Source organism: Bacteroides reticulotermitis JCM 10512 (assembly GCF_000517545.1).
In the GTDB taxonomy this organism is placed as follows: domain Bacteria; phylum Bacteroidota; class Bacteroidia; order Bacteroidales; family Bacteroidaceae; genus Bacteroides; species Bacteroides reticulotermitis.
In genome coordinates, this window is record NZ_BAIV01000009.1 from 113,643 (window position 1) to 129,040 (window position 15,398).

Below are 15,398 nucleotides of genomic sequence, written 5' to 3' on the forward strand. Positions count from 1 at the left end.
TAGTTATGACTAAACAGAAGAAATTCATCACTTGTGATGGTAACCAAGCCGCAGCGCATATCTCGTATATGTTCTCAGAAGTTGCAGCTATCTACCCATCACGCCTTCTTCGACTATGGCTGAGTATGTAGACGAATGGGCTGCCGCTGGACGCAAAAACATCTTCGGCGAAACAGTATTGGTACAGGAAATGCAATCTGAAGGCGGTGCTGCCGGTGCCCTTCACGGTTCTCTTCAGGCTGGTGCATTGACTACTACTTATACGGCTTCCCAAGGGCTTCTTTTGATGATCCCTAACATGTATAAAATCGCGGGTGAATTCTTGCCTTGCGTATTCCATGTATCAGCTCGTACATTAGCTTCTCATGCACTGTGTATCTTCGGCGACCACCAAGACGTTATGTCGGCTCGTCAAACAGGATTCGCTATGCTGGCTGAAGGCTCTGTACAAGAAGTTATGGACTTGTCGGGTGTGGCTCACTTAGCTACACTGAAATCTCGTGTACCGTTCGTTAACTTCTTCGACGGTTTCCGTACTTCTCACGAAATCCAAAAGATCGAGCAACTGCAAAATGAAGATTTGGCTCCGCTGATCGACCAGGAAGCTTTGGCTGAATTCCGCAAACGCGCCTTGAGCCCATCAAGCCCGGTAGCTCGCGGTATGGCTGAAAACCCAGACCACTTCTTCCAACATCGTGAATCTTGCAACAACTACTACGATGCTGTTCCGGCTATCGTAGAAGAATATATGAACGAAATCACCAAGCTAACCGGCCGTAAATATGGCTTGTTCGATTACTATGGTGCAGACGATGCAGAACGCGTAATTATCGCAATGGGTTCTGTAACAGAAGCTGCGCGCGAAGCTATCGACTACTTGGTGGCAAATGGTGAAAAAGTAGGTATGGTTGCTGTACACTTGTACCGTCCGTTCTCTGCTAAACACTTCCTGGCTGCTGTACCTAAGACTGCTAAATCAATTGCAGTACTTGACCGTACAAAAGAACCGGGTGCTACAGGCGAACCATTGTATCTGGATGTTAAAGACTGTTTCTACGGAACAGAGAACGCTCCGGTTATCGTGGGTGGTCGTTATGGACTGGGTTCAAAAGATACAACTCCGGCTCATATTCTTTCTGTATTCGAGAACTTGGCTATGCCAATGCCGAAAAACCAATTCACAATCGGTATCGTAGACGACGTTACATTCACATCTCTACCACAAAGAGAAGAAATCGCTTTGGGCGGTGAAGGTATGTTCGAAGCTAAATTCTACGGATTGGGTGCTGACGGTACAGTAGGTGCTAACAAGAACTCTGTGAAGATTATCGGTGACAATACCGACAAACACTGTCAGGCTTACTTCTCTTATGACTCGAAGAAGTCAGGTGGTTTCACTTGTTCTCACTTGCGTTTCGGTGATACTCCGATCCGTTCTACTTATTTGGTAAACACACCAAACTTTGTAGCTTGTCACGTTCAGGCTTACCTACACATGTATGACGTAACTCGTGGTCTGCGTAAAAACGGATCTTTCTTGCTGAATACAATCTGGGAAGGCGAAGATCTGGCTAAGAATCTGCCTAACAAGGTGAAGAAATACTTCGCACAAAACAATATCTCCGTATATTATATCAACGCTACTCAGATTGCACAAGAAATTGGTTTGGGCAACCGTACCAACACTATTCTTCAATCTGCATTCTTCCGTATCACAGGTGTGATTCCGGTAGACCAGGCTGTTGAGCAGATGAAGAAATTCATCGTTAAGTCATACGGTAACAAGGGTGAAGATATCGTAAACAAGAACTACGCAGCTGTTGACCGTGGTGGTGAATACAAGCAATTGTCTGTTGATCCGGCTTGGGCTAATTTGGCTGACGATGCGAAAGTAGCAAACAATGATCCTGCATTCATCAACGAAGTAGTTCGTCCGATCAATGCACAAGATGGTGACTTGTTGCCGGTTTCTGCATTTAAGGGCATCGAAGACGGTACTTGGTATCAAGGTACTTCTAAATACGAAAAACGTGGTGTAGCTGCTTTCGTTCCTGAATGGAATCCTGATAACTGTATCCAGTGTAACAAATGTGCTTATGTTTGTCCGCACGCTTCTATCCGTCCGTTCGTACTTGACGCTGAAGAGCAAGCAAGCGCAAACTTCACACAGTTGAAAGCTGTTGGTAAAGCATTTGACGGCATGACATTCCGTATTCAGGTTGACGTTCTCGACTGTCTGGGTTGCGGTAACTGTGCTGACATCTGTCCGGGTAATCCGAAGAAGGGTGGCAAGGCATTGACCATGAAGCATCTTGAAAGCCAATTGTCAGAAGTTCCTAACTGGGATTACTGTTCAGATAAAGTGAAGAGCAAACAACACTTGGTAGATATCAAAGCAAACGTGAAGAACTCTCAGTTCGCCACTCCATTGTTCGAGTTCTCAGGAGCTTGCGCTGGTTGCGGTGAGACTCCATACGTGAAACTGATCACTCAGTTGTTCGGTGACCGTGAAATGGTTGCTAACGCTACCGGATGTTCTTCTATCTATTCAGGTTCGGTTCCTTCTACTCCGTATACAACAAACGACAAGGGTCAAGGTCCGGCTTGGGCTAACTCATTGTTCGAAGACTTCTGTGAATTCGGTTTGGGTATGGAACTGGCTAACGAAAAGATGCGCGAACGTCTCGTTAAACTGATGAACGAAGCTATCGCAGCTGATTGTCCGGCTGAATACAAAGAAGTATTCCAGGAATGGATCGAAAATATGTTCGATGCAGACAAGACAAAAGAATTGGCAGCGAAGATCATCCCGATGGTTGAAGCTTCTCAAGATAAATGTGACTATTGCAAACAAATCGCAGATCTGAAACAATACTTGGTAAAACGCAGTCAGTGGATTATCGGTGGTGACGGTGCTTCTTACGATATCGGTTACGGTGGCCTTGACCACGTTATCGCTTCCGGTAAGGACGTTAACATCATGGTTTTGGATACAGAAGTTTACTCCAATACAGGTGGACAGTCTTCTAAAGCTACTCCGGTAGGTGCTATTGCTAAGTTTGCCGCTTCAGGTAAACGCGTACGCAAGAAAGACCTTGGTTTGATGGCTACTACATACGGTTACGTATATGTTGCTCAGATCGCTATGGGTGCTGACCAAGCTCAGACACTGAAAGCAATCCGCGAAGCTGAAGCTTATCCCGGACCATCACTTATCATCGCTTACTCTCCATGTATCAACCATGGTTTGAAATCGGGTATGGGTAAGAGCCAGGAAGAAGAAGAAAAGGCTGTAGCATGTGGTTACTGGCACTTGTGGCGTTACAACCCAACGTTGGAAGCAGAAGGAAAGAATCCATTCCTATTGGATAGCAAAGAACCTAACTGGGCTGATTTCCAAAACTTCCTGAAGGGTGAAGTACGTTACTCTTCTGTAATGAAACAGTATCCTGCTGAAGCTGCTGAACTGTTCAACGCTGCTGAAGAAAACGCTAGATGGCGTTACAACAGCTACAAGCGTTTGGCTAAAAGTAGCTGGGGATCTGAAATTGCTGAATAAGTAATTAGATACTCTATAAGATAGAAAAGGCTTGTCCCACAGTGGACAAGCCTTTTTTTGTATGCTACAATATGATTGATGCGACAACCAGATATATGCAAGAAACTCCTGCGCATAAAGAGCAAGGCAGGTCCCGAAAGAACTGTGTTCTCAAAGAGATTACAGCAAGCGATGGCTCATGCAATAAGGCATCAAAGGATAGAATCTCGATTCACGCCCCACATGAGGCAAAGAAACGAGTCCTCATTTCCCCGGACAATACGCCTTCGAGGAAATGAGGACTCTTCTAAACTAACTAAAAAATAATCTCTGTACGCCATGCCTAAACACAGCAAAGCAATTATTATTCGGTCGCACTATCTTTTGGAATCCAGCTATCAACCAGTTCCTTATGTTCATTCATCCACTGACGGGCAGCTTCTGTTTCGGAAGTCTGTGCATCTTCTATAGCTGTCATCAACGAACTGATATGCTCATCCGTCAGGTGCATATTTTTCAGAAGTTGTGCGGCAAAAGGATCTTGTTCGCTGAATCCCTTCCAAGCCACAGTGTGAATGGTTTCCACCGCTCCATAAATGGTCTTCGGATCTTGAAGTATCTTCAGTTTGAAACGGTCGAACATCCAATGGGGAGTCCATCCGGTTACAACAATCCATTCGTTCTTATCAATCGCTTTCTTTAAAGAAGCCGTCATGGCAGGTCCGCTGGAAGTCAGCAATTTGTAATCCAACTGATAGTCTTTGAGCGCCTGATCGGTTGCCTTCATAATACCGGCTCCCGCATCAATACCCACAATTTCGCCAGAGAAACGGTCTTTCTCCGCATTCAGTTCTTCGATCGAATTGATTGTAACATACTCAGGTACTACCAAACCGATGCGAGCATTATCATAGATATTGCCAATAACTTCGAGTTTGTCTCCGTATTCTTGCATATAGTCCGCCATAGTCACAGGCATCCAAACGTCCATAAAGACATCCGCTTTCTTACGCGAAAGCGAAGCAAATATAGGAGCTAAATCGGCATTCAATAACTTCACTTCATAACCTTGATCCTCAAAGATCACTTTGGCTAAGTTAGTCATCGCAATCCCTTCCGACCAATTGGCATAAGCTATGCTAATCTTCTTTTTATTCTCACTACCTCCGCAAGCTGCTAACATAACAGTGGCAAGCAATAGTGCTGTAATCGTCTTTAATTTTTTCATCTGTATTTCCTTTCTTATTCTTATTATAATAACGCTTATTCGCGTCTATTCTTTTTATTCTGCGCCATCCCCTGCGTGATGCGGTCGAGCACAATAGCCAGTACGACAACAGCGATACCACCCTCGAAACCGAGGCCGATCTTCATCTGCGTAATACCTTTCAGCACAACCTCTCCCAGCCCACCGGCAGAAATCATGGCAGCAATTACCACCATAGAGAGAGACATCATAATGGTCTGGTTCACTCCCGTCAGAATGGTCGGCAAAGCCAAAGGCAGCTGAACCTTAAACAGCAATTGCGAGGGAGTAGCTCCAAAAGCGCGGGATGCTTCAATGACTTCTTTCGGTACTTGCTTGATACCCAATCCGGTAAGACGAACCACAGGCGGCATCGCAAATATAATGGTGGCAAAGGCCCCCGGTACAGTTCCCAATCCGAAAAACAAGACTGCCGGTATCAGGTATACGAAAGCGGGCATCGTCTGCATAAAGTCTAACACAGGACGCATAATCTTGTCACATCGTTTGCTATTGGCAGTCCAGATACCGAGTGGAACACCCAGAATCAATGCCAGACAGGTGGAAGAAAGTACCAACGCCAACGTCTGCATGGTCTCTTCCCAAAAACCCATTCCGTAGATCAACAACAAGCCCAAAAGGGTAAAAACCGAAGTCCCCTTTCCCGCCTTAAACCAAGCCAATACTACCAGTACGGCAATTGTAATATAAAACGGTATTCCGAACAGTATGTGCTGGAATCCGTCAATAAAACCTCCAATCCCCGAGCTTAAAGCGTCGAAGAAAGAAGCAAAGTTTTCAGTCAGCCAGTTAATGGCTATCTCTATATATTGTCCGATATTTATCATAATTCTATTGCGTTTTGAATAATTTCGTTGATCTCTTCTTTATCTTTCCCCGTTACCTCAATGATCAGCGATGAAAGAGGAACAACTCCCTGAAATTCCCGCTCCGCATTCACTACCCAGATAGGTGAATTCGTTTTGGTCATCAACGGGAGAATATCTTCCAACACCGTTTCACTCAACACAGAGTGTACCTCTTCTCTGACTACGGTTTCGATGGAACGAACTTGTTCTTTCCGCAACCGCAACAAATCATTCAACCGGACTTCTCCCAGCAAGATATCATTCGAATCGACTACAGGAAGCACGGTCAGGTTACGCGCCCGCATCTTACGGATCAGAACTTCCGGCCCTTCTTTCTTGATACGAGCTACAATCGGTTTATCAACCATCAACGATGAAGCGGTAATGATTTTACTACGATCAACATGCTCGACGAAGCGCGCTACGTAATCATCGGCAGGCTCAGTCAGAATCTCTTCCGATGTACCAACCTGCACAATCACTCCATCTTTCATGATGGCAATGCGGTCGCCAAGTTTAATAGCCTCGCTCAAATCATGTGTGATGAAAACAATCGTTTTCTTCATCTTCGCTTGCAAAGCCAACAGTTCATCCTGCATTTGCACCCGGATCAACGGGTCGAGTGCGGAGAAGGCCTCATCCATAAGCAATACTTCCGGGTTGTTTGCCAAAGCACGAGCCAGTCCGACACGCTGTTGCATACCACCGGATAGTTCATTAACCATCTGGCTCTCATAGCCTTTAAGTCCGACCATCTGCATGCTTTCCATCGCCTTTCGCTCTCGTTCCTCCTTCTTCACACCCTGAAGTTCAAGGCCAAAAGCAATGTTATGGAGAACAGAACGGTGAGGCAAAAGCCCGAAACTCTGAAAAACCATAGCCAGTTCTTTACGTCGAATCTGCAACAGTTCTTTATCAGATGCTTTGGAAATATCTCTTCCGTTTACAATCACTTCACCAACCGTGGGACGTACCAAGCGGTTTATGCAACGCAGCAAGGTCGATTTTCCACTTCCCGACAACCCCATAATCACAAAGATCTCTCCTTCATTGATTTTGAGATTGGCATCTTTTACGGCAATGGTACAACCAGTTGCCTTTAATATTTCACTTTTACTTTTACCATCCTTCAGCATCTTGAATGCTTTTTGCTTTTCGCTGCCAAAGATCAGGTACAAATCATTTATTTCTATTTTATTCATCACTGAAGATTATTTATATGCTTAAAAATAATAGCCGATATTTATATTGAAGCGCACATTCCAATGATTGGAGGCGATGCCATCGGCAAAAGCATTGTCCCAGTCACTTCCCAGCCAAGAATGGTTTTTCCCCATAGCGTAATCCACATAGGTATATACAGAACCCATACTTAACATGCACCCTGTTACATTCTGATAGCTGTCATTAAATTCTTTGTCACGCTTGTCCATCATACTAAAGTCGTTGTAGAGACGTATTTCATCCAGTACTCCTTTATATATAGGGATGGTGTAAGATAGCGTAGCGGAATAGGTCGATGCCTTGGCGGCTATCTGATAAGGCGCTCCATAAGCGGCGACCGAAACAGTCCGTCGGTCCTCTCCTTCCAAGTTCTTCGGCCTCATTTGATAATTGGTATATTGTGCCTTGAGGTTCCACCTGTTCACATCTAACATATAATGAAGCGCAAAGGCTGAGCGAGCGCCCATTTTCTCTGTATCCAGGTTATACAATCCGCCATACATGACCGAACCTCCGATTTGTTGTTTCCACTTTTTTCCCCAATGATAGATTACCTGCGCATTCCCTTGGTTGACCTCCTTATTCCGTCCGGCAACATCATACGCGTAACGGTCGGGAGAGACCTCCGATTGATCGCCAAAATCCAATACATCGGCGTTTTTGAAAAAGGCAAAAGCCATTTCCCAGCCTCCTTTCCGATAGAGGTATTTAATTCCCATGTCGGAGTCGTCTTCCAATCCGAGGTAATAATTGATATTGAAAAAATAGCTATTGGAAGTATAAGGCTGAATACCGAATGGAACCGGTGCCAAACCAAGCTGTAATTGATGCATATCATTAAATTGATATCCCACCCATCCGGATTTAAGCATTCCGCCACCGGAGGAAGATGCGTAAAAGCGATATTCGGCAGCTAAAGTGAGTTTTTTATATGCAGCGTCTACATTCAGACGAAAGACATCAAATCCAAAGTCGCCTCCCCGTTTCCGGTTGCTTGGTTTCCAATCCGAGTAATTATAGTTAAAACGAAGAGCTCCTCCTAATTTTAATTCCGGCTTATCTTGGGCTACAGCCGGCAATGCGAAACATATAGCCAATATGAAAAATAATGGCAACAGTAATCTTTCTTTATATCTCATAAAGTTCTGATTTAACACGGAACATACACGCGATGTCCGATCGATGATTAATAATTAAGTAGTGGAACAGACTGAGCAGTTAAATGGATAGTATTCGATAAGTTTATCCTTTCAAAAGAACAGAGAAAAATGATATTTCTATATACGGAAAACAGTCCGTTCGCTTTTTTATCGGCGCAAAGATACGGAAAAACGAGAAAGTATGCAAATTTTATTCCGTTTCGGGGGACATTCCAACTGTTTGCTACCTAGTTAACGCAGCCATTTGTCTCCAAAAGCCTTGTTCTTCAAGTCGATGTTAATTCAGCGCTTTCTTTTGAGAAAAGAGTATACACTTCAGTTATCCAAAGGGGAACAAAGTACTAGCCAACAAGAGCTTACAAGCCTAGAAACGGTTTCAGTTCCCGGCTAGCCTTCGGCCTCCAGATCCGAACCGATTTACCTCATCCTCACCTACATTTGTCGACAGATAATAAAAAACAGGAAAAAATGTATTATTCTATTTAGAGATTGCATATTTCGGACTGGCGATGGTTCATAACGCGACTATTCAAAAGTTCTCATTCTTAAATATCCAGCCCTTAATTATCTATCTTTTACAAGCGCAAAGCATCTCTATATTTCAGGTTTTCCACAAACACTTTTTCAGATCAACACAACCATTGCTTTTGAAAAGTATTCCTTCTTCAAGTAGCAGCTTTTTTTGTTCTTCCCAGCCAGGCACAAGCCGCCCGGAAGCGTTGACTATGCGATGACAGGGAACTGACAATCCAGGGGGTACTGCTTTCAAAGCACGTCCCACCAAACGCGAACATTGCGGCATACCAAGCAAAGCGGCAATAGCTCCATAGGTAGACACACAACCTCGGGGAACTGCCTGTACAATCTCATACACTTCCCGGCAAAAGGCTTCCGAGAAGCGTGCTTTATCTACTTTATAATCTTTCATGGTCTATTCATTCTCCTGTACTTATTCTGCAGTTCGTCTCCAAAATCCTGCCATAGGCTCCACAGAGCCAGACAAAAGGGAAGAGTTATCCTTTCCGTTTCAAAAAGTCAGTCGGACTTTCGCCGAACTCCTCCTTATAACACTTAGCAAAATAGGAAGGCGAACTGAAACCAACCTCATACCCCACCTCGGCAATCGTCATATCTGAGGAAGCAAGTAGTGAAGAGGCTTTCTTCAGCCGAGCTATCCGAAGCAATTCATTCGGTGAGTAGTTAGTCAGCGACTTTATTTTACGATAAAGTTGCACACGGCTCAATCCCATATCTTTGCCCAAGTCTTCTACATTCAATCCGGAATCACTCATCTTCGCTTCGATCAATCCCTTGAAGCGTTCGACAAAGTCCTTATCCATGTCACAAACATCTTCTTTGGCTAGGGTTTGCCTATCACCGAAGAACTGTTTCAACCGGCGATGGCTATCGATCAGGTTACGTACCCGTGCCAACAGCAGGGGTGAACTAAAAGGTTTGGAGATATACGAATCAGCTCCACCGTCATACCCTTGAATACGCTGCTCATCAAGCGAGCAGGCTGTCAGCAGGATTACAGGAATGTGACAGGTTTGCAATTCGCTTTTCAGTCGACGGCAACATTCGATACCATCTATTCCCGGCATCATTACATCGGAAATAATCAGATCGGGTACGAACCGCATGGCTTTCTTGATACCTTCCGAACCGTCCGCTGCTTCAACAACGGTATAGTCAGCTTGAAGCAGTCCTTGCACGTAAGAACGAATGTCGGCATTGTCGTCTATTATCAAAACAGTAGGCTTGGAGGAGTCGTAAAGCATCTCATGATCCTCTTCTTCCGTTGTCCAAACCGCATCCGTAGGAAGAGGAGTCGCCGGAATGGGTTCCTGTTCGGGCACCGGGGTATCGCCTTTCGGCAAATCGATCGTGAACAAAGTTCCTTGCTTTTCATCACTTTCTACGGCAATAAGCCCTCTGTGCAAGTCGACAAAAGCTTTGACTAATGCCAAGCCGATTCCCGAACCGGTATGATGCATATCGATCTTATAGAAGCGGTCGAATATACTTCGGATATGCTCGGCAGAAATCATCGTACCACTGTTGGCAACTGTAAACCGCAACCACGGTTGTCCGTCTTTCATCCAACTCGATAACCTTACGGTTATTTTTCCGTTCTCGGGAGTAAACTTGAAAGCATTCGAAAGTAGGTTGAAATAGATACGCTCCAGCTTCTCCACATCTGCCAAAGTCCGGTAGTCCGCATCCGGCATACTATCGAACGAGAAGCGAATATGTTTCTTACGGGCAATCTCCTGAAAAGATTCGTTCCAGCCTTCAAAGGAAGAAAGGAGGTCTAGCGGCACAGGGGTAAATTCCATTTTGCCGTTCTCATACTTACGAAAATCGAGTATCTGATTGACCAACCTCAAAAGGATATTTACATTGCGCTGAATAAGCGACAGCATTTTACGTTGGTCTTCATTCAATGTATGATCCGCCAACAGATGTTCTACCGGATCGGCTACCAATGTCAGCGGGGTACGAAAATCGTGCGATATATTGGTAAAGAAAACGAGTTTGGCGTGGGTTGCCTCCTCTAACTGATGAGAGAGTTGTATCAATTGATCACGCTGTTCCTCTAACTGATCGCGTTGTTCTTCCAGAAGCCTTTTCTGCTCGGAAAGTTCTCTATTTAAGCGATTCTTAGACCGAAGCGACTTGTAAACGACCAACAGCAAACCGGCCACTAATAGCAAGATCAACAAACTGCCATACAAAACGACTTGTTGGGTAGCCACTCTCGAAAGGTAGGTACTGATTCGTCCGTTCAGTGTTTCGATTTTCCGGTCGAGTTCTGAAATATGTGTAGTCTGAAGCTGCATAACATGTGCGTTGGTCCGGTCAACAACTGCCGTATTCATAACCGTCTCTCGGGGAAACGGTTTCTTTTCCAGAATATTCATAGCCAGTTGCATCACTTTGTCTCCGTTTGTCGGATAAATGAAGGTCGCGTCGAGTACACTGTCCAAGACCATTTCTAACCCATTGCCTTTGCCGGGCAATGCGTCGATACCCACAAAAACCATCTCTTTCTCGCGTCCTACTTTCTTTGCAGCCTGATAGGCTCCGGGAGCAATTCGGTCGTTGTGAGCATAGACAGCGTCGATCTTCGGATTACGGCGAAGCATACTATCCATCTCCACCTCCGCTGGAGCACGTTCCCATGCTGCATCGGCCTTATCGATTAGTTTGATTTCCGGAAAACGACTGATTGCTGCCATAAAACCTTGATGACGCTCCATCGCAGGTGTCGACCCGCTTAAGCCTGTCAGCTCGACTACATTTCCCTTACCACCCAAACGGGATGCAATATAATTGCCCACAGCTCGTCCGATCTCATTATTGTCTGCGCCGATATAGGCTGTGTATTTATCCGAAAGAATCTTTCGATCAATTAAAATAACCGGAATCCCTTTGTCATAAGCTTCTTCAACAATGGGGGTCATGGGAGCTGCTTCGTTGGCGGAAATAATCAATAAATCGACTCCCCTATCTATAAAGTAACGTACATCTTCCGCCTGACGGAGGTTGTCATCACCTGCCGAACGGATCTCAACCGACACGCCGTCATAAAACATAGCTTCACGAAGTATCTCATCGTTCATCTTATGCCGCCAGGAGTCGTCACTGCATTGGGCTACACCAATGCGAAAGCGGGGGCTATCCTGCCGACATGCCATTATCCCGACAAGACAGCACAAAACTAGTGTCCATTTGCTAAACCTCATTATCTCCTTTCTCTATCTGGTTTTCCAAATTTTTCTTCCATCTACTGGCTATTTCTCGCTAAAGATAACGGTTTTCTCTTTAAAACACGAAATCTCACCTCCTTGTCTGCTAAAAAATTTCGCAGTGACTCAGTTCGAAGTCTTAATAAAAATAGAATAGGGAAAACAAAATATTAATCAATGTTATAAAACATAATTTTCCTCTTGATTTATTTGCAGATTTCACAGAATCCCGTATCTTTGTACTGTGTTTTTCATAGTATTAGATTTAAGGTTAACAAAGGTTGGAGCAAGGCGTTGCTCCTTTTTTTATGTCCATACCTCTCATTTTACCTTTCGAGAAACTTAGGAGAATGTACTACACCTACAGACTAATTAACGAATAAACTACATTATTCAAGTAAGTACATAAATGCAAACGATATCTCGTCATAGTCACTTTTTGCTATAAACACATGATAGACAACCCAATACAATGCGGGTGCTTTTCTGAGACTCATATCTTCAATAGATAATGCCCATTTTTAAAGGGTATGTAGTTTGCCCCTTGGCAGAAAGTGGATCAAAGATAGGGATAAGAAAAAGACGAGTCAATTGAAAACAGGCAGAAGCTACATAAAGTCAACGCATTGGGTTCTTCTACAGAACAAGCCGTCCGGAATATACAGCCCACCGCTTCGGAAATTAGTTTCATGTAGAGAAGTAAACAGTTTCATCGGCATGAGAATTTTGTTTCATAAGGGTGAAACTTTTGTTTCATCACGAAGAAACTTTTGTTTCACAGGCAAGAAACTCCTGAGAAAAAGGGAGGGATGTAGCAATATCTAAGTTCTGTTTACACGTTTGCATCTATTCCCTCTGATTCACGATACTACTTTATTGAAAGACTTCAGATTTACTTTACAATCATTCCCTATTCTTCCCAACTGGGTTTACATAAGGGATGGACTTCATCCATAGACTAATTAATCTGGAAAATAAGCAATTCAAGCGGATGAATAAATGCTATCTAAAAGAAAACGCAAAATAAGCAACTGATATACTGGATGATATGCAAAAAGTGACTTACACATGAAAGTGTTGTCACTTTGTGCAAAGTACTTATATTAAGCCTTCCTGAAGAAATTAAGAACATAGATAGGGCTATACAAAAAAGTGGGATATTTAAAACAACCATTTACACGATTGCATTAAACATCCCACTAATCATTCCACTATACTTTGTTCTTTGCCAAGCAAAAAACTAATGCAAACTTTGTATCTATTGCATCGTGGTAAATACGAGAGCTGTATGGGCCGGAACAGTAACGGACTGATTTGTGCCCGAAACCGTTGTTTCTTGTCCGCTCAGGTAGTTAATCCAAGTGCGAAACCGGGAAAGAAACGATATATGTTTGCTCGGTGGTCGTGAAGTTACCTACTACAACCAGATTCTCCGTAGCAGTTGTGGAAGTGATAAAACGCCCGTCAGTCCAATCATTCGCTGTAACCTTCCAACTAAATGACGCACCGGTTTCAAACAAAGCCGGGTGATCTGTCCGAAGCTTCATCAACTTCGCATACGTATCATGCAAACCTTTCCGATTGGCATTGTCCAAGTATTCCCAATGAAGGGGTTTCTTACCTGTTCGTCCATTCTCTTCGATCGAAATGTCGTACCCCATCTCTCCGAACTGCCAGATCATCTTCGGACCGGGCACCGTAAAGAAGAAAGCAGCATTCGCCGATAGTTGACTCATGCGTTTAGGCAAACTTGTATTTATCAGTTTAGATGTTGTCTGCAAATAAGAAGCACGTTCTTCATCGTGGCTTTCCATATATCCGATCCAACTGGGCGTTGTCTCATACAGTCCGTTGAAAGCACTGTTGTTAGACCACCCCATGGCAGATTGCGCATAAGCATTAGACATATTTCGCCACAGATACATACCATCCGCTGCCAATTCGTTCTCTTCGCGGGAGTCGCAGAAGTGTTCCAAGATCATGCAAGCATTCGGATTGGCAGCTTTAACTGTTCCATAATAGTCTTTGAGAATGGCAATGCGGCTGGCATCATAATTAGAAGCTGTGCTTTCGGTCGAATTCTTCTGAGTAAATCCTTTAGTCAAGTCAAAGCGGAAGCCGTCAATCTTGTATTCATCGAGCAGGAACTTCAGATTACGCTTCACAAACTTACGCACCAGCGGACTCTCGTGATTGAAGTCATGGAATACACTGTACGGATGTGGGGCGCTAACATTGAAGTAAGGATTATTGGAAGTTGTTTGATTATTCTTGCTGTCCCAGTAGAGTTTGGCAAACGGCATATTCCCGGTAGCATGGTTGTACACCACATCCAGAATCACCGCCATCCCCTTCTGATGACAAGCGTCAATAAACGCTTTATACATCTGCCGGGTTCCATACGCTTTGTCGAATGCAAAATAATAACAAGGGTTATACCCCAACTGTCATTCCCGTCGAACTCCTGCACAGGCATTAGTTCAATGGCATTCACACCAAGCGCCTTTAGGTAATCAAGTTTTGCCATAGCTCCGTTTATATCTCCGGTGGCTGTGAAGTCGCGGAAAAGCATTTCGTAAATAACCAGTTTGCCGGCATCCTTTATTTTAAAGTCAGCCACCTTCCAGGCATAAGTATCCTTTTGGATCTTAAAAACAGAAACAATGCCACGCCCACTTTCGGGATAAGTCTTACTCTCGGTATAGGTAGAAGCCGGAATATACGAATCGTTATCCGGGTCGAGTATCTTCTCAGCATAAGCATCGCCCAAGCGGATCTTCTCCCCACTCTTAGTACCCACATAGTATTGGAAGGCATATTCCTTCGTTGCATTCAGTCCGGTTAAGGTAATCCACCAGCAACCGGCACTATTGTCACGCCACATCTGGCAGTTGGCCTCGTTCGTCAGCTTCCATTGGTTGAAATCGCCCACCACATGAGCGAAGTCTTTATGATTACCGGCTGTGTCTTTATCATACAACACCAAGGTAACGGTAGAGTTATCTACCACATTGATGCCTTCCTGCACACCCGCCGGAAGCGTTCCCTCTTTGATAGCTGCCGGTGTAAAGGCGGTATATTTTGTATCGGTAACAGTCACAAACGAATCATCTGTCAACCCTTTCTTGGTTCCGTCCGAACTACGGATTACAACGCCCAACTTCTGCACAGGGGTATCTTGGGAGCTAAACCATGCGCGCACAGAAGGTGACATTGTGATGCTCCACACGTTGTTTTCCTTCTTCGTCATCTTACACTTTGCCAGATTCACATCCCACTCCGCCGGCACATAAAGCCAGACACCTTCGTCCACCACGCCGGTATGCAGGTATACATCACCCGCATAGTTATAAAGTCCCGATGTGCTTGCCGCTTTGAACGTGATTGTAAGTGGCTGATCGGCGTCGGGCGATACCGGATTGATATTGATACCGTCTTTTAATTCTATTGGAGTTTCGGGATCCGGGTCCGGATCAGGCAGAATAGGATCGTCTGAATCCGAGCACGCTCCGAATAAAAACAGCAATAAAGCCCAAAGAAGGTAGTTATTATATTTCTTCATATCACATTGTCATTTTAAGAAAGGCCGCCTCACAAAAAGACGGCCTT

6 protein-coding genes and 2 pseudogenes are annotated in these 15,398 nt (G+C 44.4%); 1 reads left to right on the top strand and 7 read right to left on the bottom strand.

Going from position 1 to position 15,398, the window contains the following annotated elements:
* The first annotated feature begins 5 nt into the window (after nt 1–5).
* A pseudogene (gene nifJ / locus JCM10512_RS07400) lies at nt 6–3,559 on the top strand (pyruvate:ferredoxin (flavodoxin) oxidoreductase).
* 343 nt (nt 3,560–3,902) lie between these two features.
* Here nifJ and JCM10512_RS07410 read toward each other — a convergent pair.
* The 7 genes and pseudogenes from JCM10512_RS07410 to JCM10512_RS07440 form a co-directional block, all read right to left on the bottom strand.
* The gene (locus JCM10512_RS07410) at nt 3,903–4,766 is read right to left on the bottom strand and encodes a glycine betaine ABC transporter substrate-binding protein (protein ID WP_044161816.1); all 864 of its coding nucleotides are present in this window, start codon (nt 4,764–4,766) and stop codon (nt 3,903–3,905) included.
* Between the two features lie 35 nt (nt 4,767–4,801).
* Nucleotides 4,802–5,632, bottom strand: a complete 831-nt coding sequence (locus JCM10512_RS07415; protein WP_044161817.1) for an ABC transporter permease — start codon at nt 5,630–5,632, stop codon at nt 4,802–4,804.
* The gene (locus JCM10512_RS07420) at nt 5,629–6,855 is read right to left on the bottom strand and encodes a quaternary amine ABC transporter ATP-binding protein (RefSeq protein WP_044161819.1); all 1,227 of its coding nucleotides are present in this window, start codon (nt 6,853–6,855) and stop codon (nt 5,629–5,631) included. Before JCM10512_RS07420 ends, JCM10512_RS07415 begins: the two co-directional genes overlap by 4 nt.
* Nucleotides 6,856–6,876: 21 nt before the next feature.
* The gene (locus JCM10512_RS07425; protein ID WP_052517141.1) at nt 6,877–8,016 is read right to left on the bottom strand and encodes a hypothetical protein; all 1,140 of its coding nucleotides are present in this window, start codon (nt 8,014–8,016) and stop codon (nt 6,877–6,879) included.
* Nucleotides 8,017–8,638: 622 nt separating this feature from the next.
* Nucleotides 8,639–8,965, bottom strand: coding sequence for an MGMT family protein (locus tag JCM10512_RS07430; protein WP_044161821.1), 327 nt, complete (start codon nt 8,963–8,965; stop codon nt 8,639–8,641).
* An 85-nt stretch (nt 8,966–9,050) separates the two neighbouring features.
* Entirely contained in the window at nt 9,051–11,738 is a 2,688-nt protein-coding gene (locus tag JCM10512_RS07435; RefSeq protein ID WP_394354188.1) for a hybrid sensor histidine kinase/response regulator transcription factor, read from the bottom strand.
* Between the two features lie 1,309 nt (nt 11,739–13,047).
* Nucleotides 13,048–15,351, bottom strand: a pseudogene (locus JCM10512_RS07440) (alpha-amylase family glycosyl hydrolase).
* Nucleotides 15,352–15,398 lie beyond the last annotated feature (47 nt).

What these genes read in the sequence shown, in the direction of transcription:
- JCM10512_RS07410 (WP_044161816.1), bottom strand. Translation starts at nt 4,766, where the DNA reads ATGAAAAAATTAAAGACGATTACAGCACTATTGCTTGCCACTGTTATG.
- JCM10512_RS07415 (WP_044161817.1), bottom strand. Translation starts at nt 5,632, where the DNA reads ATGATAAATATCGGACAATATATAGAGATAGCCATTAACTGGCTGACT.
- JCM10512_RS07420 (WP_044161819.1), bottom strand. Translation starts at nt 6,855, where the DNA reads ATGAATAAAATAGAAATAAATGATTTGTACCTGATCTTTGGCAGCGAA.
- JCM10512_RS07425 (WP_052517141.1), bottom strand. Translation starts at nt 8,016, where the DNA reads ATGAGATATAAAGAAAGATTACTGTTGCCATTATTTTTCATATTGGCT.
- JCM10512_RS07430 (WP_044161821.1), bottom strand. Translation starts at nt 8,965, where the DNA reads ATGAAAGATTATAAAGTAGATAAAGCACGCTTCTCGGAAGCCTTTTGC.
- JCM10512_RS07435 (WP_394354188.1), bottom strand. Translation starts at nt 11,738, where the DNA reads ATGGCATGTCGGCAGGATAGCCCCCGCTTTCGCATTGGTGTAGCCCAA.